The organism is Desulfovibrio diazotrophicus, assembly GCF_902498985.2.
Lineage (GTDB): Bacteria > Desulfobacterota > Desulfovibrionia > Desulfovibrionales > Desulfovibrionaceae > Desulfovibrio > Desulfovibrio legallii.
The window spans coordinates 642,542-662,077 of record NZ_OX346397.1; the positions used below are offsets into that span (position 1 = coordinate 642,542).

19 protein-coding genes are annotated in these 19,536 nt (G+C 62.6%); 4 read left to right on the forward strand and 15 right to left on the reverse strand.

The window, feature by feature from the left end:
• Nucleotides 1-102: 102 nt before the first annotated feature.
• The 8 genes from J7I12_RS02810 to J7I12_RS02845 form a co-directional block, all read right to left on the reverse strand.
• Entirely contained in the window at nucleotides 103-561 is a 459-nt protein-coding gene (locus J7I12_RS02810) for a GatB/YqeY domain-containing protein (RefSeq protein WP_118228894.1), read from the reverse strand.
• A 93-nt stretch (nucleotides 562-654) separates the two neighbouring features.
• Nucleotides 655-858 (reverse strand): 30S ribosomal protein S21, encoded by a 204-nt coding sequence (rpsU, locus tag J7I12_RS02815; protein ID WP_092152961.1) that lies wholly within the window; start codon nucleotides 856-858, stop codon nucleotides 655-657.
• 252 nt (nucleotides 859-1,110) lie between these two features.
• Entirely contained in the window at nucleotides 1,111-1,383 is a 273-nt protein-coding gene (locus tag J7I12_RS02820) for an HU family DNA-binding protein (RefSeq protein ID WP_092152960.1), read from the reverse strand.
• Between the two features lie 112 nt (nucleotides 1,384-1,495).
• Complete coding sequence (gene rsmA / locus J7I12_RS02825; protein WP_118228895.1) at nucleotides 1,496-2,314, reverse strand: 16S rRNA (adenine(1518)-N(6)/adenine(1519)-N(6))-dimethyltransferase RsmA; 819 nt, start codon at nucleotides 2,312-2,314, stop codon at nucleotides 1,496-1,498.
• Nucleotides 2,315-2,321: 7 nt separating this feature from the next.
• The gene (gene fusA / locus J7I12_RS02830) at nucleotides 2,322-4,376 is read right to left on the reverse strand and encodes an elongation factor G (protein WP_236031308.1); all 2,055 of its coding nucleotides are present in this window, start codon (nucleotides 4,374-4,376) and stop codon (nucleotides 2,322-2,324) included.
• Between the two features lie 27 nt (nucleotides 4,377-4,403).
• Nucleotides 4,404-5,282, reverse strand: coding sequence for a hypothetical protein (locus tag J7I12_RS02835; protein ID WP_208360588.1), 879 nt, complete (start codon nucleotides 5,280-5,282; stop codon nucleotides 4,404-4,406).
• 226 nt (nucleotides 5,283-5,508) lie between these two features.
• Nucleotides 5,509-6,909, reverse strand: a complete 1,401-nt coding sequence (gene argH, locus J7I12_RS02840) for an argininosuccinate lyase (protein ID WP_130957716.1) — start codon at nucleotides 6,907-6,909, stop codon at nucleotides 5,509-5,511.
• A 12-nt stretch (nucleotides 6,910-6,921) separates the two neighbouring features.
• Complete coding sequence (locus tag J7I12_RS02845) at nucleotides 6,922-8,127, reverse strand: argininosuccinate synthase (protein WP_118228898.1); 1,206 nt, start codon at nucleotides 8,125-8,127, stop codon at nucleotides 6,922-6,924.
• A gap of 199 nt (nucleotides 8,128-8,326) precedes the next feature.
• Between J7I12_RS02845 and ilvA the strand changes: the two genes are divergently transcribed.
• Nucleotides 8,327-9,865, forward strand: a complete 1,539-nt coding sequence (ilvA, locus tag J7I12_RS02850; protein WP_118228899.1) for a threonine ammonia-lyase, biosynthetic — start codon at nucleotides 8,327-8,329, stop codon at nucleotides 9,863-9,865.
• A gap of 180 nt (nucleotides 9,866-10,045) precedes the next feature.
• Here the strand turns inward: ilvA and J7I12_RS02855 are convergent, their stop codons facing one another.
• The 7 genes from J7I12_RS02855 to J7I12_RS02885 form a co-directional block, all read right to left on the reverse strand.
• Entirely contained in the window at nucleotides 10,046-11,062 is a 1,017-nt protein-coding gene (locus J7I12_RS02855; protein WP_118228900.1) for a bacteriohemerythrin, read from the reverse strand.
• Between the two features lie 689 nt (nucleotides 11,063-11,751).
• On the reverse strand, nucleotides 11,752-12,906 hold the full coding sequence (gene nifS, locus J7I12_RS02860; RefSeq protein WP_118228901.1) for a cysteine desulfurase NifS: 1,155 nt from the start codon (nucleotides 12,904-12,906) through the stop codon (nucleotides 11,752-11,754).
• 1 nt (nucleotide 12,907) lies between these two features.
• On the reverse strand, nucleotides 12,908-13,744 hold the full coding sequence (gene nifU, locus J7I12_RS02865) for a Fe-S cluster assembly protein NifU (RefSeq protein WP_118228902.1): 837 nt from the start codon (nucleotides 13,742-13,744) through the stop codon (nucleotides 12,908-12,910).
• Entirely contained in the window at nucleotides 13,728-14,171 is a 444-nt protein-coding gene (locus J7I12_RS02870; protein ID WP_118228903.1) for an RrF2 family transcriptional regulator, read from the reverse strand. Before J7I12_RS02870 ends, nifU begins: the two co-directional genes overlap by 17 nt.
• A gap of 22 nt (nucleotides 14,172-14,193) precedes the next feature.
• Entirely contained in the window at nucleotides 14,194-15,135 is a 942-nt protein-coding gene (gene metA, locus J7I12_RS02875; protein WP_208360586.1) for a homoserine O-acetyltransferase MetA, read from the reverse strand.
• A 170-nt stretch (nucleotides 15,136-15,305) separates the two neighbouring features.
• Nucleotides 15,306-16,001 carry an ATP-binding protein gene (locus J7I12_RS02880; protein ID WP_208360584.1) on the reverse strand — a complete coding sequence of 232 codons (696 nt, stop codon included), beginning with the start codon at nucleotides 15,999-16,001 and terminating at the stop codon, nucleotides 15,306-15,308.
• Between the two features lie 12 nt (nucleotides 16,002-16,013).
• A complete protein-coding gene (locus J7I12_RS02885; protein WP_118228906.1) occupies nucleotides 16,014-16,667 on the reverse strand; it encodes an HAD family hydrolase in 654 nt (217 codons plus the stop codon).
• A gap of 182 nt (nucleotides 16,668-16,849) precedes the next feature.
• Between J7I12_RS02885 and J7I12_RS02890 the strand changes: the two genes are divergently transcribed.
• Genes J7I12_RS02890 through J7I12_RS02900 form a run of 3 tightly spaced genes read left to right on the forward strand, consistent with a single transcriptional unit; the run spans nucleotide 16,850 to nucleotide 19,129 of the window.
• Entirely contained in the window at nucleotides 16,850-17,743 is an 894-nt protein-coding gene (locus J7I12_RS02890; protein ID WP_118228907.1) for a Rossmann-fold NAD(P)-binding domain-containing protein, read from the forward strand.
• Nucleotides 17,733-18,629 (forward strand): threonine/serine exporter family protein, encoded by an 897-nt coding sequence (locus J7I12_RS02895; RefSeq protein WP_236031293.1) that lies wholly within the window; start codon nucleotides 17,733-17,735, stop codon nucleotides 18,627-18,629. The genes J7I12_RS02890 and J7I12_RS02895 overlap by 11 nt, the downstream gene beginning before the upstream one ends.
• Entirely contained in the window at nucleotides 18,626-19,129 is a 504-nt protein-coding gene (locus J7I12_RS02900) for a threonine/serine exporter family protein (protein WP_118228909.1), read from the forward strand. The genes J7I12_RS02895 and J7I12_RS02900 overlap by 4 nt, the downstream gene beginning before the upstream one ends.
• Nucleotides 19,130-19,536: the final 407 nt, after the last annotated feature.

A 19,536-nucleotide genomic window follows, 5' to 3' on the forward strand; every position in this document is an offset into this window, starting at 1 on the left:
TTTGGCGGGAGCCCTGGCCGTAGCGCAAACGAGGCCGCTGTGCCCGGCCGACGTGCGCCGCAATGCTGATCCGCAGGGTCAGACCGGCAAAAGACGCAAGGATCAGCCCTGCAGGCGCGCTTTGACCGCTGCGGAAAGGATCTTGCCGTCCACACGGCCCGCGTACTCGGCCATGATGGCCGTCATGACGCGCCCCATGTCCCGTGGAGAGGCGGCCCCAACCTTGGCGATGGTGGCGTCCACCAAGGCGTGCAGTTCGTCCTCGCTCAAGGGCTGGGGCAGATATTCCTTAAGAATATCCCATTCGGCGGCTTCTTTTTCCGCCAGATCGGGACGCTGGGCCTTGGTGTACTGTTCGATGGAATCCTGCCGCTGTTTGCCCTCTTTGATGATGACTTGCAGCATCTCGGCGTCCGTAAGAGCGCCGCCGGGGCGCTTCAGCTCTACCAGCCGGTTCTTGGCGGCGGTTTTCAGCAGGCGCAACACGCTCAGGCGAACGCTGTCCTTGGCTTTATACGCCCGGATATAGTCTTGATCGATTTGAGCAAAGAGGGTGGTCATGGCAGGCGGTGGGTAAAAGTGTGAAAACGCGGAAAGTGCGGAAGGCTCGAAAGCCTCCCGCACGGCCAAACTCACAAAGGCCCGCGCAGAAGGCTAGGCCATGTTCATCTTGCGCATTTTTTTCATCAGCCGCTTCCGGGCGGCGGCCTTCTTCTTCTTGCGCATGACGCTGGGCTTTTCGTAGTGCTGGCGCTTCTTCATTTCAGAAAGAATGCCGGCCTTTTCCACCTGCTTCTTAAAGCGGCGCAGCGCAATATCGAAGTTGTAGTCGTCGTCGTTAAGAAAAACTCCGGGCAAAGAAATCACCCCCTTCGGCGGCGGGCCTCGCATGGAGCGCCCACAAAATATGAAAGGTGCTTATAGCCTGCCCGGAAGCAAAAGGCAAGGCGTATTTCACAAAAAATCGTCAGCCGCAGGAGCGGGGGGCAGCACTCTGGATTGATGGCAACACCGCAACCGGGCTGCAGCCCCGTGGGAGGCGCAGGACACACGGCACAGGCCTGGCTGGCCGCTATGGAACACGACCGCCGAGGAACCGACGGCGCGGGATCAGTTCAAGGAATCCTTGAGCATTTTCCCGGGACGGAACTTCAGAATCTTGCAGGCGGGGATAGTCAGGGTGTCACCGGTACGGGGATTGCGCCCCTGCCGGGCTTTGCGGGTTTCCACCGCAAAGGTGCCGAAACCCGTGAGGGTCAGCTTGGCGTCTTTGACAAGAGCGTCTTCAACCGAGGCCAGAAAAGCGTTGAGGGCGCGTTCGGCGGCAGCCTTGGTAAGGTTGGCCTTAGCGGCGATTTTTTCAACCAGATCAGCCTTTGTCATCAGCATATCCTCCTGAAAACTTCCCACATTGCGCATTCATGCCGCCTTGGGCGGGGCCCGCAACGGCTCCCCGGCGCGCACCGCGGGTATTTATGTCCATACTCAAAACTTTTTAAGCCTGCTTGTCAAGCTGTGCGGCCCATAAAGCACTCAGACGCTGCCATTGGCCCACGCCAAGGGCTTCGGGGCGCAAGCCAGGGTCGATTTCTGCCTCGTGCAGGGCTTGGGCCAGGGACTGCTCTCCGCTGCGCCGGATAATCCCGCCCAGCTGTTTGCGCCGCTGCTGGAAGCATATCCGCAACAGGCGGGCCAGCAGCTGCGGGTGCTCCGGCCGTGAGGCCAGGGACAGCGGCGTAAAGGAAAGCACGGCCGAATCCACCTTGGGCGGTGGATTGAAGGCCCCTGGCCCCAGCGTAAATTCCAGGCGCGGGGCAGCGTAGCTCTGCACCCAGACCGAAAGCGCCCCGTACTGACCGTTGCCGGGGGCGGCGGCCAGGCGCAGCCCTACTTCTTTCTGTACCATGAACACGGCGCGCGTGCAGCCCGTGGCCTGCGAAAGACAATCCCAGATCAGTGGAGAGGCCACATTATAAGGCAGGTTGCCCGCCAGTTTCCAGGGAAAGGCCGGGGTGATGCGCGCCCAGGCAAAGCGCAGCGCGTCCGTAAGCACGGCCTGGGTGCCCGGTTGGGCTGCACGCTGGCGCTCCCCGGCCCAGTAACGGTCTTTTTCCAGCAGCAACAAACGGGCGTGGGGCAGGGCCTCCAGGGATCGGGTCAGAGCGCCGGGCCCCGGCCCTATTTCCAGAATGTTGTCCTGGGCCGTCGCCTCCAGCAGGGCGGCGATACGGTCGCATATATCTGGATTTTTAAGGAAGTGTTGCCCAAGACTTTTTTTGGCGCGGGGGGCCGCTGCAGGATGTGGTTGGCGCATGGGGGCCTCAGGGCAGGTCAAAGCGGGCAAAGCTGAGCACCAACCCGGCCCGGCCCTGGGTGGCGGAACGCAGGGCAGTGGAAAAGCCGAAAAGCCGTCGCAAAGGGGCCGTGCCGCGCAGAAGTTTGCGCCCGCCGTGGTCTTCCAGTTCCTCCACCTTACCGCCGCAACTCGTGAACAGATTGATGGCAGCGCCCAGAAAATCTTCCGGCGTGGTGATCTCCACGCGCATGAGGGGTTCCAGCGCTACAGGCGAGGCCGCCGCGAGGGCCTCGCGCAGGGCCTGCGCCGCAGCCATGTGGCAGCCGGGGGCGGTGGTCAGGCCCTCCTGCCGGGTAACGCCGGTCACGGTCACAGCCACGTCCGTCACAGGGCAGCCGGTCAACTCTCCGCTTTGCAGGGCGTCACGCACGCCTTCGAGAGCAGCATCCAGCAAGGCCGGGGGCAAAATTTTGCGGGCATCTTCGGCCTTGGCGGGCAGAAAGTCGCCCACCGTCACACTGTTGCCCGCGCCGCGCGGGCGGGGGGCCACGTGCAGGGCCACCCGGCCTTGATGGCGCTCCTTGCCCAGTTCGCGGTCAAAGGTCACGTCGGCATCGGCTGCGGCCCGCACGCTTTCGCGCAGCACTACCTGCGGGTTGCCCGCGCGGGGGCCGATGCCGTATTCGCGCCGCATGCGCTCCAGCAGCACATCCAGGTGCAGTTCGCCCATGCCGGAAACCATGCGTGCACCGCTTTCTTCATCAGCCTGCACCAGCAGGGTGGGGTCTTCTTCGCTGTAGCGGGCCAGGGCCTCATCCAGAATTTTGCCTTCGTCGGCGTTGCGGGGCTCCAGAGCGCGGGTAAGCACCGGGGCGTAGGCTTCGATGCTTTCCAGAGAAAGGCACAGCCCGCGCCCTGTGTACGTTTCGCCCGTATGGGCCGAACGCAGCCCCACCACGGCCACGATTTCGCCGGCAAAGGCCGCGGCGATCTGTTCGCGCCGTTCGGCGTGGGGCCGATAAATGCGGCCCAGGCGGTCTTCTTTGCCCCGGTTGACGTTGCGCAGGCTTTCGCCTTCCTTGATCTGCCCGGCATAGAGGCGCAGAAAGGCCAGTTTGCGGCCGTTTTCCAGCAGCACTTTAAAGACCAGGGCCACGGCCGGAGCATCCGGATCCGGCGGCACGGGCCTTTCATGTCCGGCTGCGTCGCGGCCCACGGGGGCGGGCACGTCCAGAGGAGAGGGCAAAAAGTCGCACACGGCGTCCAGCACGGGCTGCACGCCCATATTGCGCAGGGCCGAACCGCAGAGCACTGGCGTGAGCGTCCTGGCCAAGGTGGCGCGGCGCAGAGCCGCCAAAATGTCCCCCTGGCTGTAAACGCCTTCCAGATAGGGCTCCAAAAACGCCTCGTCCGCTTCGGCCAGCTTTTCCAGAAGGGCGTCGCGCCAGGGCGCGGCCAGGGCCGCCTCTTCGGGTGTAAAGGGCAGGCGTTGCACGCTGCGGCCCTGGTCCTGCGGAGCGAAGGTCAGGGTCTCCTGCCGCACCAGGTCCAGCACGGCGCGGAAGTCTTCGCCCTGACCCAGGGGCGCGGCAACGGCCACGGCATTGGCCCCCAGGCGCGTGCGCATGGCTGCCAGCACGGCCGCAAAATCCGCGCCGGGCCGATCCATCTTGTTGACAAAAGCGACCTTGGGCACGCCAAAGGCCTCGGACTGCCGCCAGACCGTTTCGGACTGCGGCTCTACGCCGCCAACCGCGCAGAACACGCCCACGGCACCGTCCAGTACGCGCAGGGCGCGTTCCACCTCAATGGTAAAGTCCACATGGCCGGGGGTATCCACCAGATTGATGGTGGCCTCCCGCCAATGGCAGGTGGTGCAGGCTGACATGATGGTAATGCCGCGTTCCTGCTCTTCGGGCAGGTAGTCCATGGTGGCCGCGCCGTCGTGCACCTCGCCCATGCGGTGAATTTTGCTGCTGTAGAACAGCATGCGCTCACTGAGTGTGGTTTTGCCCGCGTCAATATGGGCAATAATGCCGATGTTGCGGATTCGGGTCATGGCAGAGGATGCGGTGGACATGACAGCTCCGGGCGCGCCGCCGCGCGGTTACAGGAGGCCGAAGGCTTGTCGGCGCACGCGAAAAAAGTCCGGATCAAGGCCAGGATGCAGCCAAAAACCCTCACAGCCGGGCGTCAGGGCCGGGGCCCCGCTGCAGGGGAAGGGGCCGCCGCGCCGCTCCCGACAGTGGCTGCGGGCCGCGCCGGGAGAAAGGTACAGGGCGTCGGGGGGCCGACGGTCCACAGGTTCCAGCGCGGCTTCCAGGGCCGATCCCTGGGCAAAGGCCAGCAGTTCCAGATCAAAGGCGTCGGGCTGCGGCAGGCCCAACAGAGGGTCGCGCCGTTCCTGCCAGCAGGGCAGGCCCAAGGCGGCGGCCGCGCGGGCCACGGCGTCCAGCTCTCCACGGTGCAGGAGCACAAGGCGGCCAGGTCCGGGCTGGCATTCCTCCAGCAAACGGCAGATCCCGGCCTGGTCCAGAGCAAAGACGTCTTCCACGCCGGAAAGTTCCAGGCTGACCAAGGCCGCCGGGTGTGGGGCGCACTGTTCCGGCGCGTCCGTCACGCAGACGGCTCCCACCAAAGGCACGCCAGCCAGCTGGGCGGGCACGCAGGCCGCCGCCAGACGGGCCGCCGCCGCGTAGTCCGGGGTAAAAGCCAGAACCGCCCAGGGCGCAGCGTGGCTGATGCGCCGCCGCCAGAAGCCCAGCCGGGCGTTGCGTACGGATTCGACCCTGCTTTCCGTGCCTTCGCCGAAATGGGCGCAGGCCAGGGCCAGGCCGGTTTTGACGGCGGCCCGGCAAGGAGCAGGAATAGCTTCGTAGGCCGCCGCGCTCAGCGCGTCGTCCAGCCGCGCCGCAGCGACCCACCGGGGCCAGCGGGCAACGGCGTCCTGTTCAGGAAAATTGCGGCTTTGCGTGGTGTGCGGCATGGCGTTTAGTCGGGGCGGCCCCAAGGGTTACAGGGTGTTGCATGGCGGACGACTGCGGAGCCGCGGCCTTGCGCCGTACGGACCGCCATTCTGTAGCAGAAAGCCCGGCCCGGCCCGTCACAGGAAACGCGGGCCGGGCCGGAATGCTCTGTCTGCGTGCTAGCCGTCGGCGGTTGCCTGACGACGGTTTTTCGGGCAGCGCGCGACGCTTCACAATAATGGCCTGTCAGCGTGTTTCCAGGGGAAAGTGGTGCAGCCAGTCTTTCAATTGCTCCAGCTGACGGCTGACCGAATGGGGGCCGGTGCCGCCGGGGGTTTCCCGCCGCCGCACGGCCGCCGTATAGGCCAGAACGTTGTAGACGCTGTTTTCAATGCGCGGTTCCAGAGCCTGCAGTTCCGGCAGGGTCAAGTCTTCCAGGCCTTTGCCCGCCTTTTCAGCGGCGGCCACAGCCTGCCCCGTAACGTGGTGGGCTTCGCGGAAGGGCAGGCCTTTGCCCACCAGATAGTCGGCCAGCTCCGTGGCGTTGAGGAAGCCCAGCTTGCAGGCTTCGCGCATGCGCTCCGGCCGGAAGACCAGCTCTTCCAGCAGACCGGTCATGATGCGCAGGGAGGTCTTCACCGTGCGGTCGGCATCCAGAAAGCCCTCTTTGTCTTCCTGCATGTCACGGTTGTAGGCCAGGGGCAGGCCCTTCATGACCGTAAGCAGACCTAGCAGCGCCCCGTAGACGCGCCCGGTCTTGCCGCGCATAAGCTCGGCTACGTCGGGATTCTTTTTTTGCGGCATGATGGACGAACCCGTGGCGTAGGCGTCGGGCAGGCGCACAAAGCCGAAAGCCGGGTTGGCCCAAAGGATGATTTCCTCACACAGGCGTGAGAGGTGCATCATGATCAGGGAGCCGTCAAAGAGGGCCTCCAGGGCAAAGTCCCGGTCTGAAACTGCGTCCATGGAATTGCCGTAGATGCCCGCAAAACCCACTTCCTCGGCCACGCCGGCCGGGTCCAGAGGATAGGTGGTGCCCGCCAGGGCAGCCGCGCCCAGGGGCGACACGCGCACCCTGACCAGGGTATCGGCAAGGCGTTCCACATCGCGGCGGAACATCCAGGCGTAGGCCAGCAGGTGGTGGGCCAGGCTTACGGGCTGCGCGGGCTGCAGATGGGTGCAGCCGGGCAGAATGGCGGCGCGCTGCTCGGCGGCCCTTTCCAGCAGCACACTGCAGAGGGCCATGGCACTCTCTTGCCAGCCGCGCAGCTTTTCCGCCACAAACAGGCGGAACGTCAGCCCCACCTGATCGTTACGACTGCGCCCGGTGTGCAGTTTTTTGCCCACCTCGCCGGTAAGTTCCGTCAGCCGCGCCTCAATGTTCATGTGCACGTCTTCGAGTTCCGGCCGCCAGACAAAGCTGCCGTCCTCAATCTCCCGGCGTACGTTATCCAGGCCCTCCACCAGGGTGCGGGCCTCCTGGGGCGTGATGACGCCCTGGCGGCCCAGCATGCGGGCGTGGGCTTGGGAGGCGCGGATATCCTGGGCGTAGAGGGCGCGGTCAAAGGTCTGCGAATCTGTATAGCGGGCCACAGCTTCCGCCGGTCCCTCGGAGAAGCGTCCGCCCCAGCTCTGGTTAGTGCTCATGCCGCCCCCGGCCTATGCGCCCAGCTTACGCTGCACGGCGGCAAACTGCCGCAGGCGCAGGCTGTTGAGGCGGATGAAGCCCGCCGCGTCCTTATGGTCATAGTCGCCGCCTTCAAAGGTGGCCAGATCTTCGGAAAAGAGCGAAAGGGGGGAGGTGCGGGCCAAGGGCCAGACGCCGCCCTTGTAGAGCTTGGCGCGCACGCTGCCCGTGACCGTTTCCTGCGCCTTGTCCATAAAGACCTGCATGGCTTCGCGCTCCGGCGAATACCAAAAGCCGTTGTACACGCACTGGGAGTAGCGCACGGCCAGCATATCGCGGATGCCCAGCAGCTCCCTGTCCATGCAGATGCCTTCCAGGTCGCGGTGCAGCTTGTAGAGCAGAGTGCCCGCCGGGTTTTCGTACACGCCGCGGCACTTCATGCCCACAAAGCGGTTTTCCACCATGTCGTCGCGGCCGATGCCGTTGCGACCGGCCATTTCACTCAGCACGCGGATGACCGCAGCCGGGGAGAGTCGTTCGCCGTTAACGGCCACAGGGTTGCCGCGTTCAAAATCCACACTGACAATTTCGGGCGTATCCGGAGCCTGCTCTACGGGCACGCAGCGTTCGTGGCAGGAGGCGTCCGGTTCGTTGCCGGGATTTTCCAGCTCACTGCCTTCAAAGCTGGTGTGCAGCATGTTGGCGTCCATACTGTAGCGTTTGGCCCCGCTGGAAATGGGGATGCCGTGCTTTTCGGCAAAGGCGGTGAGCGCCGTGCGGGACATGAGCTCCCATTCGCGCCAGGGAGCAATGACCTGAATATCCGGGGCCAGGGCGCTGACGGCCAGCTCAAAACGGACCTGGTCGTTGCCCTTGCCCGTGGCGCCGTGGGCCACGGCGTCCGCGCCTTCCTTGCGGGCCACATCCACCAGGGCCTTGGCGATGAGCGGACGAGCAATGGAGGTGCCGAGCAGGTAGCGCCCTTCGTAGCGGGCCGCGCCGCGCATCATGGGGAAGACAAAATCTTTGGCCATTTCTTCGCGCAGGTCCAGCACATAGGCTTTGGACGCGCCGGTTTTGAGGGCCTTGGCCTCCACGCCGGAGAGGTCTTCGGGCTGGCCCAGGTCGGCCGTGACAGCGATGACTTCGCAGTGGTGGGTTTCAATGAGCCACTTGAGGATGACGGAGGTATCCAGACCTCCGGAATAGGCAAGAACGACTTTTTTTACTTTTTGCATGGTCAGGCTCCCCTTACAGATTCGGGAAGGAAGTATTGCCCAAAACAGCTCTCGGCGCAAGTGTCGGGACTCTGGGCACTTGAGCCCCGCGCCGGGGGGGTATATAGCTTGAGGTCACACTCACGCGCGCCAGAGGCGGCTGCCGGGCAGCCGCCTTCCGGATTGTTGACCGGCGCCGTACAGCCGCAAGGACCGTTTCATGGACAAGCACAGCGAATATCTGCACAAAATTTTATTGAGCCGCGTTTATGACGTGGCGGTGGAAACGCCTCTGGAAGAGGCCGTGACCCTTTCGCGCCGTTTGGGCAATACAGTGCTGCTCAAGCGCGAAGACCTGCAGCCGGTATTTTCTTTCAAGCTGCGGGGGGCCTACAACAAAATGGCCCACCTTTCGCGGGACGAGCTGCGGCGCGGGGTGATTACGGCCTCCGCCGGCAACCACGCCCAGGGTGTGGCCCTGGCGGCCCGGCGGCTGGGCTGCGAGGCCACTATTGTCATGCCCGTGACCACGCCCGCCATCAAGGTGGAGGCCGTGCGGCGTCTGGGCGGGCAGGTGGTGCTTTCGGGCGAATCCTTCAGCGACGCCTGGCAGCACACGCTGGACTTGATCCAGGAAACGGGCTGCGTTTACATTCCGCCCTTTGACGATCCGGACGTCATTGCGGGCCAGGGCACCATTGCCATGGAGATTCTGCGCCAGCACACGGGGCCCATCCATGCGGTCTTTGTGCCCATTGGCGGCGGCGGCATGGCCGCAGGCATTGCGGCCTACATCAAGAACCTGCGGCCGGATATCCGCGTCATCGGCGTGGAGCCCGTGGATTCTGACGCCATGCGGCGTTCGGTCATGGCCGGCAAGAGAGTGGAGCTGCCCGAAGTGGGGCTGTTTGCCGACGGCGTGGCCGTGAAGCTGGTGGGGGAAGAGACCTTTGCCATCTGCCGCGACCTGCTGGACGACATCATCACCGTGGAGACGGACGCCATTTGCGGCGCCATCAAGGATATTTTTGAAGATACGCGCGTGGTGGCCGAACCGGCCGGGGCGCTTTCTCTGGCTGGGCTGCGGGCCTACGCCAAGGCCGGCGGCCTGCGCGACGCCACCCTGGTGGCCGTGGTAAGCGGGGCCAACATGAATTTCGACCGCCTGAGCCATGTGGTGGACCGCTCCGAAATCGGCGCGCAACGTGAGGCTTTGCTGGCCATCAACATTCCCGAAGCCGTGGGCAGCTTTCGACAGCTTTGCGCCGCTTTCGGCAGCCGCAACATCACGGAACTCTGCACGCGCTATTCCGACCCGGAGCGGGCCAGGGTGCTGGTGGGCATTAAGATCAACGGGCGGGAAGACGTGGCCGAGGTGCTTGGCGAACTGCGTGGTCAGGGCTTTGAGGCCGTGGACCTTACGGACAATGAGCTGGCCAAGGTGCACCTGCGGCACCTGGTGGGCGGCAATGCCCCGCAGGTGCTGCACGAACGCCTGCTGCGCTTTACCTTCCCTGAACGGCCCGGCGCGCTGCTGGACTTTATGGACGCCATGCGGGTGGATTTCAGCATTACCCTGTTCCAGTACCGCTACCACGGCGCGGATTTTGGCCGCGTGCTGGTGGGCTTTGAGGCCCCTGAAGAAAAACGGGCGGACTTTGAGGACTTTCTTGCCCGCGTGGAGCGCATGGGCTACCCCCATGTGGAAGAAACCGCCAACCCGGCCTACAGGATGTTTTTGGGCTGGCACGAAAATTAACCGCTTTCTTTTACGCGCGGCCTCAAAATTGTAATTGGGGCCGCGCGTAAGATGTCCTGGTCAATCCTCTGGTCGGGGCAATGATATTTTGAAATTGCGCCGATGGTCTGTAGCGCAGGGGGAGCGCATCCGGTTTTTGTGCATGCGGTGGGCTGCCGCCATGAAAGCATCGCTGGGCGGTCAGGCATGTTCATCCATGCGTTTGCGCACATATGGGGCATAGCCCGTGTCCATGCCCTGAATGTGCTCTATGAGCCAAACTTTCAAAAATTCCAATAGATTAATATCAATATGGGCCCTACCTTCGTCCAAAGCCTCACGGAATTCAGCCACAGTCTGGCGAAATTCACGGTGCTTGCGGATATGCTTGCCGGCCTCAGTGTAGCCGGATGCGGCAAAGAAAATTTCCTCAGTATTGAAATGGGTGAAGGCATAGCCCGCCAGCGCGTCCAAAATTTCCAGCAGTAGGGCAGGGTCGCTGCCCTGGCTGACGTTGCGGGCCAGTTTATTGATGTAGGAGAGCAACAGCTTGTGCTGGCCGTCGATAACGGGCACGCCCGTGGTGTAGCTTTCGGACCACTGAAAAAAATCCTGTTCGTCGGTTTCGGCCTTTTCCCCCGCCGTCGGCGTTTCACCCAAAAAAACGTTCATCTGATCCAGATAGTTGGCGCAGTATTCCAGCTCTCCCCGCGCGTTCTCCAAGGCTTCCGTCACAAAGACGCGACAGGCGCGGGTGTGCGCGTCCTCCTCCGGTACGGCCTCCTGCGGCAGGCGGGCGGCAAGGCTCTTCAGCTTGTCCGCCACTTTGTCCAGGGTGGCGCGGACCATCCGCTGCCCCGTGATGGCTACCGAATATTTTTCGTGCCACTCCACGGCTTCCTGAAAGTTTTCTTCTTTCTCATGCAGCATCCGGGCAAAGTCTTCTTGCCGGTGGTGTTCGCGCTCCTGCAGGGCCGTGAGGGCTTCCCGCAGAAGAGGGCAGGCCCCCTGAACATTCAGAGGGGCGTCGCCCGCAGCGCGCGCGCTGGTCGTCAACCGCCGCAGGGGGGTGAGCAAACTGCGGTAGACGAGCAGCAGGCCGCCCCAGGTGAGCACGGCAGCCAGAACAAGAGGCACGAAAATAAAGGAACGGGGAAGGAGCAGGGCGCTCAGCCCTACAAACGGCGCGGCAAAAAGCAAAAACACGGCAACGGGCATGGCATATCCTTGTGCGCCGGAGGCGCGGCAAAGGCCGGGGTCTGCGCGGAGATGACCTGTGGTCGCAAACCCGGTGGCGGAGCAGTAGCGCAACGCAAGGTTACACTTGCAACTATAGCATACACAAATTTTGTGAAAATAAAAATATAGTTATGTTCTATGACACGGAGTTGAGACTTTATCCACAGCATTTCTTATACGTCAAATTGGTATCTGAAGCAAGCATGGCGTCTGGAGCAGATTACCTTAGAGAATATCTATTAAAGTTCACCGCAGGCTCGTTCTGGCGCCTAATCGCGCAAATAAATAGTGGTGTTGTCCTCATCCATAACTAGCGCTTGCTGTCTTTGCCCGTAATTTCCTGCGTCATAACGGGCCAGGCGCCGACGTCGCAACGGCTGAAGCTGCGCGTGCGCTTCCACAGAAGCTAGAGCAGTTAGCGAATGAAATGAGCTAATTGCTCTGCAAGGATTTTCTTGAAAATCCTTGCCACAAAATGCGAGAAGGCAGGCTTTTGCCTGCCGTAAGCGAGCATTTCAAGTGTTAAATGCTCTAAAAAGGCCTATGCCACGTATGTCGGCAATCTTTCCACCAAGTTGCTTGCATCGGGCAGTTTGCATAAAGGCCCCTCCGGTTTTACTCCGAAGGGGCCTTTATGCAAACGCCGCTGTTGCCGGGGTGCGGTGAAATCAGTCCTTATAAGGAGAAATGTCCCGCAGGGTTTTGATGACGTCGGGGAAGTGGGCGATCACAAAGTCCACCTCGTCCTGCGTGGTGTAGCGCGAAAGGGAAAGCCGCACCGAACCGTGGGCATAGTTGAAGGGCACGCCCATGGCCCGGAGCACGTGCGAAGGCTCCAGACTGCCCGAAGTGCAGGCAGAACCAGAGCTGGCACAGATGCCCAGCCTGTCCAGCATAAGCAGGATGGCTTCGCCCTCCACATTCTTGAAGGCGATGTTGGTGGTATTGGGCAGGCGGTTTGCTATATCGCCGTTGACCATGCATTCGGGGATGACGGCAAGGAGACCCTGCTCCAGCCTGTCGCGTAAAAGGGCCACGCTTACGCGTTCTTCTTCCATGTGCGTAGCGGCCAGTTGGGCGGCCACGCCCAGACCTACTATGTAGGGCACGTTTTCCGTACCGGCGCGGCGACCGTTTTCCTGATGTCCGCCCCGCAGGAATGGACGGAAGCGCACGCCTTTGCGCACGTAGAGCACGCCTATACCTTTGGGCGCGTGCAGCTTGTGGCCGGAAAGGGAGAGCATATCCACAGGCAGGTGGGCCATGTCTATGGGAGTTTTGCCCACAGCCTGCACGGCGTCGGTGTGGAAGAGCAGACCGCGTTCCTTGGCCATTTCCGCCAGCCGCTGCACGGGGTAGATATTGCCCACCTCATTATTGGCGAACATGACGGAAACGAGGGCCGTATCCGGGGTAAGGGCCGCTGCGTATTCGTCCAGGTCCAGGCGGCCTTTGGCGTCCACGCTCAGGTATGTAACGTGGTAGCCCTGACGTTCCCAGTACTGCATGACGTTGAGCACGGCGGGGTGTTCCACTCGGGTGGTAACCAGATGGCGCTTTTCCGGCTGGGTCTGGATGGCCGCCCAGATAGCGGCGTTGTCGCTTTCCGACCCGCAGGAGGTGAAGATGATTTCATCGGGCTTGGCGCCAAGCAGATCGGCCATACGCGCGCGGGCCGTATCCACGGCGCCGGCCACCTGGCCGCCGAAGGTGTGCATGCTGGAAGGGTTGCCATAAAGCTCGCCCAGATAGGGCAACATGGCCTCGCGCACTTCCGGGGCGATGGCCGTGGTGGCGTTGTTGTCCAGATAGATGGTTTTCATGTTAGGCCTCCTCCACCACGATTTCCGGCTCCACGTGTTCGCGCAGGGCCTTTTGCACCAGGTCGCGGATGGTGACGTCGCTGGCGCGGCACTGGGAGCAGCGCCCACGCAGGGAAACCACCACCCGCGGGCCGTCCACGTCCACCAGCTCTATGTCACCGCCGTCCACGCTCAGGCGGGGCCGGATTTCTTCATCAATGGTCTGCAGCACCTTCTGCATGCGCTGCACGTTGGTAAGGCGTGGCCGGGGCTTAAGCTCCACCAGGGGCTTTTGCTTGAGTTCCGTGGCGAGAATCTCGGCGATCTCGTCCAGGCACTCTCCACACGCGCCGCCGGCTTTGGTGTAGTTGGTGATTTCCTCCACAGTCTTGAGGCCGTTTTCACGGATGGTGCGGATGATCTGGGCGTCTGTGACGCCGAAGCATTTGCAGACCAGCTTACCTTCCTCCTGAGCGTGGGGCATGGGGGGCTCGCCCTTCCACTGGCGGATGGCGGCTTCCAGGGCTTCCTGGCCCATAACGGAACAGTGCATCTTCTGCCGGGGCAGGCCGCCCAGGGCGTTGACGATATCCTTGTTGGTCAGCTTGAGGGCGTCTTCCACGCTCATGCCCTTGACCATATCCGTGAGCACGGAGCTGGAGGCAATGGCACTGGCGCAGCCAAAGGTCTCAAAGCTGGCATCGCGGATGACGCCTTCCTTGTCGATCTTGAGATAGAGTTTTAGGGCGTCGCCGCAGGCCAGACTGCCCACCTCGCCGATGGCGTTGGCGTCTTTAAGGGGCCCCACATTGTGGGGATGGAGAAAGTGGTCGTGTACGGTCTCAGTGTAATTCCACATAATTGCCTCCTGAAGCGACAGGCTTCTCTGAATCGATGATGTTCTGCAGGCTGCGCTGCCGCAAAAAGCCCCGGATGTGCTCGTCCAGTTCACTCCAGAAGCCCCTGGTGGAGCAACGGGTTTCACGCAGGCAGTGGCGCCCTTTGGTCAGGCAGCGGACCGGAGAAATTTCGCCCTCCAGGTGCTGAAAAACCTCTTCCATATTGATGTCCTGTGGGGGCTTGGCCAGAGCGTAACCGCCGCCGGACCCCCGCACGGCCCGTAAAATGCCCATGGGCCTGAGCGCGCGGACGATCTGCTCCAGATAGCCGGACGAAATGTTTTCTTCTTTGGCTACCTGCCCCAGTTGCAGCAGACTGCCTTGGGGCTGGGCGGCCAGACGCAGCAAAAAGCGTAATCCATAGCGGGTTCTGGTGGAAAATCGCATAGCTTTCCTCGCACTTTTGCGGTCAGGCGCCCTGGGTCTGGCGTTTTTTGGCAATGGCCGTAAGGCTGAAGGGCGTTTCCTGATACACATAATAGTTGAGCCAGTTGCTGTAAAAAAGGTGGGCGTGGGCCCGCCAGTGCATGGTCGGCATGGCCTGCGGGTCGTCGCCGGGGTAGTAGTGCTGCGGCGTCGCGGGGTTCAGTCCACGCTCCAGATCGCGCTGGTATTCCTGGTCCAGGGTGCCCCGGTCGTATTCCAGATGCCCGGTCATGAATACCTGGGAGTGGTCCACATTTTCCAGCAGGGCGAGCCCGGCTTCGTCCGAACGGGCCAGAACGCGCAGACACGGTTCCTTGCGTGTGTCTTCTTCACGCACTTCGGTATGACGGGAGTGGGGCGCCAGAAAGGTGTCGTCAAAGCCCCGGAACAGCCGGCAGGCCGGCTGCAGCACCTGATGTTCAAAAATGCCGGAAATCTTGGCAGGCAGCACGTGCTTGGGAATATTATAAAAATGGTAGAGCGCCGCCTGGGCTGCCCAGCAGATGTACAGGGTGGAGTAGACGTGGTGCTGGGCGTAGTGCATTATTTCAAGCAGCTCATGCCAGTAGTCCACATCCTCAAAAGGCAAGTGCTCCACAGGCGCGCCAGTGACGATCATGCCGTCAAAGGTGCCGTGGCGGATCTCAGAAAAGGTCTTGTAAAACCGCTCCAGATGCCGGACCGGCGTGTTTTTGGACTGGTGCGCCTCAGTACGCAGCAAGGTGATGTTGACCTGCAGGGGGCTGTTGCCCAAAAGCCGCAGCAGCTGCGTTTCTGTGGCGATTTTGGTGGGCATGAGGTTGACGATGACGATCTCCAGAGGGCGGATGTCCTGCTGCACGGCGCGGTCTTCCGTCATCACAAAGATATTCTCGCCCTCCAGGGCTGCGCAGGCCGGCAGGTCCGCCGGGATCTTGATGGGCATGGTCTCCTCGTTCTTTCCTCAATGTTTTGGGCAGTAGGGGGGCAGCGGCTTTGTCCCCCAATGCCCCGCGTCAAAAACATAGCTCTTTACTATGTTTTGTCAAGGCATGTGTACACGGATTCTTTTACAGGAATCCTGTTGTGGGGCCTCTGGCGCATTGGCCGCGCTGCTCACAGGCGCACCACGGCGCAGCTTACGGGCAGGTTCAGGCCTGCCGCAGCGTTGCGGGCCAGCCGCTCCAGTCCGCCGCAGCAGGGCACGCTCATGCGCAGCACCGTAAGGCTCTGAACCCCGGCGGCCAGCAGGGCCGTGAGGCGCTCCTGCAGCAGAGCGTTGTCTTCCAGCTTGGGGCAGGCAATGATGGGTATGCGTCCGGTAAGCCAGTCCTGGTGCAGGCCGGGCAGGGCAAAGCCTGCACAGTGGGCCGCCAGCAGCACATGGGCGCCGCGCAAAAAGGGGGCGCTGGGCTGCACCAGCCGCAACTGGATGGGCCAGGAAGGCAGCCGGGCGGTCAGCTCTGCGGGGGCATCGGCGACGGGGGCGGCCAGAGGGCGCAAGGTACGCGCGGCCGCGCCGGGACAGCCTCTGTGCGGGGCAACGGCAGGGGGCCGCTGTGGAGCAGTGGCGGCAGATCCGTCCTTGGCCGCCAGGGCTGCGACTTCGTCAAAAGGGGCGGCCTCGCGCTCAGTGAGTTTGAGCGCGCCCTGGGGACAGTTCAGACAGGCCCCAAGACCGTCGCAAAACACGTCGCTCACCAGTTTGGCCTTGCCGTCCACAATGGCCAGAGCGCCTTCTGCGCAGTCCAGCACGCACTGGCCGCAGCCGTTGCACTTGTCTTCATCAATTTCAATGATCAGGCGTTTCATGAGGGCTCCGTATCAGGGCAGATCCGGCAGATGGCAGGGGGCCGCCAGCACATGTTCCGCGCCGGCGGCTTCAAGCTCGGCCGCGCCGCGAAAGCCCCAGCCCGCGCCCACGGCCGTCATGCCGGCGTTGTGGGCGGTAAAAACGTCCACATCGCTGTCGCCCACATAGCAGGCGTCCGCAGCCGGGACGTTGAGAGCGGCGAGCATTGCGCGCGGAACGGCGGGGTCCGGCTTGAGGGGCGCGTCATCCCGCGCGCCGCGCACAAGGGCAAAGGGAACGGCGGGGAAATAGCGGCGTACCAGATCCTTGGTAAGTTCGTCGGGTTTGTTGGAAAGTACGGCCAGCACGCGGCCTTGATCGCAAAGGCTTTGCAATGCCGCGTCAAGGCCGTCGTAAGGTCGGGTGTGTTCGCACATATGGCCGCCGTACCAGGCGCGGGCCTCGTCCACCAGGGCCCGCAAGGCCTCCGGCGAGGTCCGGTCCAAAGTGGCGGCGGGCAGGGCACTGCGCACCAAGTAGTCAAAACCCCGCCCCACCATTTGTCGATAGGCCGGCAAGGGGTGCTCCGGCAGGCCGTGCCGGCGCAGCACGGTATTGCAGGCCAGGGCAATGTCTTCCAGGCTGTTGAGGAGGGTGCCGTCCAGGTCAAAAAGAAAAACTTTCATGTTCGCTCCCTGTGCAGATACCTCAAGTGTAGCGGAAAAGCCCCCTATACCACAAGCCCGGCAATACTGGACAGGGGGAAAGGGCCTTGATAATCTGAAATCCTCTGCGGGATTGGGGTTGATCGGGCGCACAAGGCGCGCCGGCCCGACGGTTCTGTGGAGTCCACTCTTATGGAGGCCGTATGGCGCGACACATCCTGACCATCAAAGATTTGGGCGAAACGGCCTGCTGGCTTCTGGTGCAGCAGGCCCTGGGCATGCCGGATCCCAAACTGCAGACGGATTTCATGACCCAGCGCGTGGCTCTGCTGGTTTTTGCCCAGCATTCCCTGCCTGAACGTCTTTGCGTCTCCGCCGCCGTGCGGCAGATGGGCGGCTCCGTGGTCTACGAGGGCAACCGCGGCATCTGGCGGGCCGAAATGGACGACTACCGCGAGCAGCTTTTGCCCATTTTCGGCTACTATCTGGACTGCATGTACGTCTACGGCCTGCCCGTGCGGGGCTGGGACGCAAAATCCACTGAACCGCGTTTTCCCGTCATCAATGCCGGCAGCCCGGACGCGCACCCCGCCCACACCCTGGCGGACATTTCCTGCATGTTGCGCTGTTCTCGTTATCTGGACACCATAAACTGCGCCTGGATCGGCTGCGTCAACGGTACGTTGCATTCTCTGATGGAGGCCACGGCCTGGTTTCCGTTCCGGCTGCGTGTGGCCCTGCCGACCCAGGCGGACCGTCGCCCCCTGCAGGAGGCCGTCGAGCGCCTGGGCTCATCCGTCACTTTTGTGGACAGCCCGAAAGAAGCCGTCAAGGGTGCCAACTATGTGTTTGCCGGTTGCCGCAGTGGACTCACGGCCGAGGAACGCGCCTGCTGGAGGGTGGACGCCGGGCTTTTGTCCCTGGCCGAACCCAACGTGCGGCTGCTGTTGAGCGCCTCGCCCGTGTCGGCCATCGGCGTGGCCGACGAAATCCTTGCCGGCAAGGCCTCTTTGCTGGTGCAGCAGGCAGAATATCGCTTGCGGGTGCACAAGCGCATGCTGCATTGGGTTTTTCTGGATAACGAACGTGAGCTGTAGGATGGGCCTCGCGTTTAACGGCAACGCTGCCCGCCGGGAGGCCGTCGGAGAAGACGGCCTTTCCCGCGGGCCCTGCGACAGACAGGCCGGGGCGCAGTCGGCCTGCGTCTTGCCCACAGCCCGCGAGCTTATTGAATTTTTACAGGGCTTTTGCTCCACGCAGCTGGCTGCCGGCGCGCAGACCAGCCGGGTGGATCGCAATGCGACACGCATTGCCAAGGCTTACGGCTTTGCCGTGGAGCTGGCCATGCTCTCCCGGCATTTCATGATTTCTGTGGTCAAACCGGCGGCGGACGGCATTCCTCAGGAACGCCACACCGCCGTGTGCGCCATTGTGTCCGGCGCTCCCAATTTTCAGCGGGTAGCGGCACTGAACGCTTTGAGCTGGAATATCGGCGATGAAAATCTGAGCCTGGACGAAGCCCGGCGGCGGTTTGACGCCATTCTGGCCCTGCCGGCCCTCAACCCCGTATTGCTGCGTTTTCTGGTGGCCTGCGCCAATGCCGCTTTCTGCCGGCTTTTCGATGGTGACGCCGTGGCCATGGGCTTGGTCTTCGGCGCCACTCTGGCGGGCTTTTATCTGCGCCAGAAGCTGCTGCACTGGGGCATGGACGTCAAGATTACCTTTTTTTGCTGCGCCTTTGCTGCCTCGCTGCTGGCCTCGCCGGGGCTCATCTTCGGCTGGGGCGCAACGCCGCAGACGGCCATGGCCGCCAGCGTGCTCTTTCTCATCCCTGGCATCCCCCTGATCAACGCCATGATGGATATCCTGGACGGACATGTACTTATGGCTGTGTCCCGCCTGGTTCAGGCCAGCACGCTTATTGTCTGCATCGCTCTGGGCCTTGCCCTGACCATGCTGCTGCTGGGGGTGGATTCACTGTGAGCTCCTTGCTCTACTATTTGGGCGACGGCTTTTTCGCCGCAGTGGCCGCCGTGGGCTTTGCCGCCATCTCTCGGCCCACGCTGCGCATTGCCCTGGTGGCGGGGCTGCTGGCCGCTCTGGGGCACATCTGTCGCACGCTGCTGCTGCACGCCACGGTCATGGGCATCAGCAGCGCCTCCTTGTGCGCCGCCGCCTGCATTGGTCTGATCAGCATTCCCTGCGCCAACCGTTGGCACACCCCGGCGGAGATGTTCGTTTTCCCTGCCTTGCTGCCCATGGTGCCGGGCATGTTCGCCTACAAGGCCATTTTGGCCATTCTGCAGTTTCTTGGCGCCAGCGGCGTCCAACGGCAGGATCTGCTGGTGAGCATAGTCTTTAACGGGCTCACGGCCTTTTTTATCATGAGCGGCCTGGCCATCGGCGCGTTGCTGCCCCTGCTGTTGCTGCACAGGGACGCGCCCTTGCCGCGCGCCTGGCGGCGGCTTTTGCGACGCGGCTGACGCGGGTTTATCCGGCAAGCCTTGTGCGGGGTGCTGTGAAACGGACGCCCGCCGTAGAAAAGGCAAAAGTGCATTAGCCCATTGCGCGAAGGAAGTTAGCCCGTTGCGGCAAAAAAACGTTACGGGCGGCAACAGCCGCAGCAGCGCCAGATCGGGCTCAGAAAACGCTAAAGACCTTTACCCGCCTGCGGGGCAACGACAACCCACCCTGGATTTTTTCCCCTTGAAGCGCTCTGGCGGCGCAGATGACCTCTGCCACAGCTCTCCTCACGGCTCATTTACGCAATCACGCGCCACCGCGGATTCCTTTCCTGCATTTGCCAACAGGCAACTAACAATGCCATTTTTCCGGGCAGATACCTTTGGGAAGATGTATTCTCCAAGTTTAAATACGCTTGTTTCGACGC

Excerpts from the sequence above, each read along its gene's own strand:
- J7I12_RS02835 (WP_208360588.1), bottom strand. The coding sequence starts at position 5,282 with ATGCCGCACACCACGCAAAGCCGCAATTTTCCTGAACAGGACGCCGTT.
- fusA (WP_236031308.1), bottom strand. The coding sequence starts at position 4,376 with ATGTCCACCGCATCCTCTGCCATGACCCGAATCCGCAACATCGGCATT.
- rsmA (WP_118228895.1), bottom strand. The coding sequence starts at position 2,314 with ATGCGCCAACCACATCCTGCAGCGGCCCCCCGCGCCAAAAAAAGTCTT.
- J7I12_RS02880 (WP_208360584.1), bottom strand. The coding sequence starts at position 16,001 with ATGAAACGCCTGATCATTGAAATTGATGAAGACAAGTGCAACGGCTGC.
- nifU (WP_118228902.1), bottom strand. The coding sequence starts at position 13,744 with ATGTGGAATTACACTGAGACCGTACACGACCACTTTCTCCATCCCCAC.
- ilvA (WP_118228899.1), top strand. The coding sequence starts at position 8,327 with ATGGACAAGCACAGCGAATATCTGCACAAAATTTTATTGAGCCGCGTT.
- J7I12_RS02885 (WP_118228906.1), bottom strand. The coding sequence starts at position 16,667 with ATGAAAGTTTTTCTTTTTGACCTGGACGGCACCCTCCTCAACAGCCTG.
- J7I12_RS02845 (WP_118228898.1), bottom strand. The coding sequence starts at position 8,127 with ATGCAAAAAGTAAAAAAAGTCGTTCTTGCCTATTCCGGAGGTCTGGAT.
- argH (WP_130957716.1), bottom strand. The coding sequence starts at position 6,909 with ATGAGCACTAACCAGAGCTGGGGCGGACGCTTCTCCGAGGGACCGGCG.
- J7I12_RS02870 (WP_118228903.1), bottom strand. The coding sequence starts at position 14,171 with ATGCGATTTTCCACCAGAACCCGCTATGGATTACGCTTTTTGCTGCGT.
- J7I12_RS02820 (WP_092152960.1), bottom strand. The coding sequence starts at position 1,383 with ATGACAAAGGCTGATCTGGTTGAAAAAATCGCCGCTAAGGCCAACCTT.
- J7I12_RS02855 (WP_118228900.1), bottom strand. The coding sequence starts at position 11,062 with ATGCCCGTTGCCGTGTTTTTGCTTTTTGCCGCGCCGTTTGTAGGGCTG.
- metA (WP_208360586.1), bottom strand. The coding sequence starts at position 15,135 with ATGCCCATCAAGATCCCGGCGGACCTGCCGGCCTGCGCAGCCCTGGAG.
- J7I12_RS02810 (WP_118228894.1), bottom strand. The coding sequence starts at position 561 with ATGACCACCCTCTTTGCTCAAATCGATCAAGACTATATCCGGGCGTAT.
- J7I12_RS02890 (WP_118228907.1), top strand. The coding sequence starts at position 16,850 with ATGGCGCGACACATCCTGACCATCAAAGATTTGGGCGAAACGGCCTGC.
- nifS (WP_118228901.1), bottom strand. The coding sequence starts at position 12,906 with ATGAAAACCATCTATCTGGACAACAACGCCACCACGGCCATCGCCCCG.